The sequence below is a fragment of the Shigella sp. SIG3 genome (genome assembly GCF_053555855.1).
This window is the reverse complement of sequence record NZ_JBQZXE010000263.1, coordinates 1-977: the sequence shown is the minus strand read 5'-3', so window position 1 is coordinate 977 and position 977 is coordinate 1. Positions and strand designations below refer to the sequence as shown.

The following is a 977-nucleotide window of genomic DNA, read 5'->3' as shown; positions in this document are numbered from 1 at the left end:
TGAATCGCCACGGGTTTAACAGACACCTCAGAGTCATTTAAGATGGCTTAAAGAGAGGTGCCCATGAGCGGTAAGCGTTATCCCGAAGAGTTTAAAACTGAAGCAGTCAAACAGGTTGTTGATCGCGGTTATTCTGTTGCCAGCGTTGCAACACGTCTCGATATCACCACCCACAGCCTTTATGCCTGGATAAAGAAGTACGGTCCGGATTCTTCCACTAATAAAGAACAGTCAGATGCTCAGGCCGAGATCCGCCGTCTCCAGAAAGAGCTGAAACGGGTTACCGACGAACGGGACATATTAAAAAAAGCCGCGGCGTACTTCGCAAAGCTGTCCGACTGAGGTACGCCTTTATCCGTGACAACTCCTGTTGCTGGCCTGTTCGCCTGCTCTGTCGGGTGCTGGATGTTCATCCCAGTGGTTTTTACGCCTGGCTTCAGCAGCCGCATTCACAACGCCATCAGGCAGACCTGAGACTGACAGGACAGATTAAACAGTTCTGGCTGGAATCGGGATGCGTCTATGGTTATCGCAAAATCCATCTGGATCTGCGTGACAGCGGGCAACAGTGCGGAGTAAACAGAGTCTGGAGACTGATGAAACGTGTCGGAATAAAGGCTCAGGTCGGATACCGAAGCCCGCGGGCACGTAAAGGCGAGGCCAGTATCGTGTCACCCAACAGGCTCCAGCGACAGTTCAATCCGGATGCTCCTGATGAGCGTTGGGTAACGGACATAACCTACATCAGGACCCACGAAGGCTGGCTGTATCTTGCCGTTGTTGTTGATCTGTTCTCACGCAAAATTATCGGCTGGTCCATGCAATCCCGGATGACAAAGGACATTGTCCTGAACGCACTGCTGATGGCTGTATGGCGGCGTAATCCCGAAAAACAGGTGCTGGTTCATTCGGATCAGGGCAGTCAGTACACAAGCCATGAGTGGCAGTCGTTCCTGAAATCACACGGCCTGGAGGGT

Annotated in this window: 1 pseudogene; it reads left to right on the top strand. The window is 52.1% G+C overall.

From position 1 onward, the window contains the following. Window positions 1-63 precede the first annotated feature (63 nt). A pseudogene (locus tag ACUU1I_RS20775) lies at window positions 64-977 on the top strand (IS3 family transposase); the annotation flags it as partial.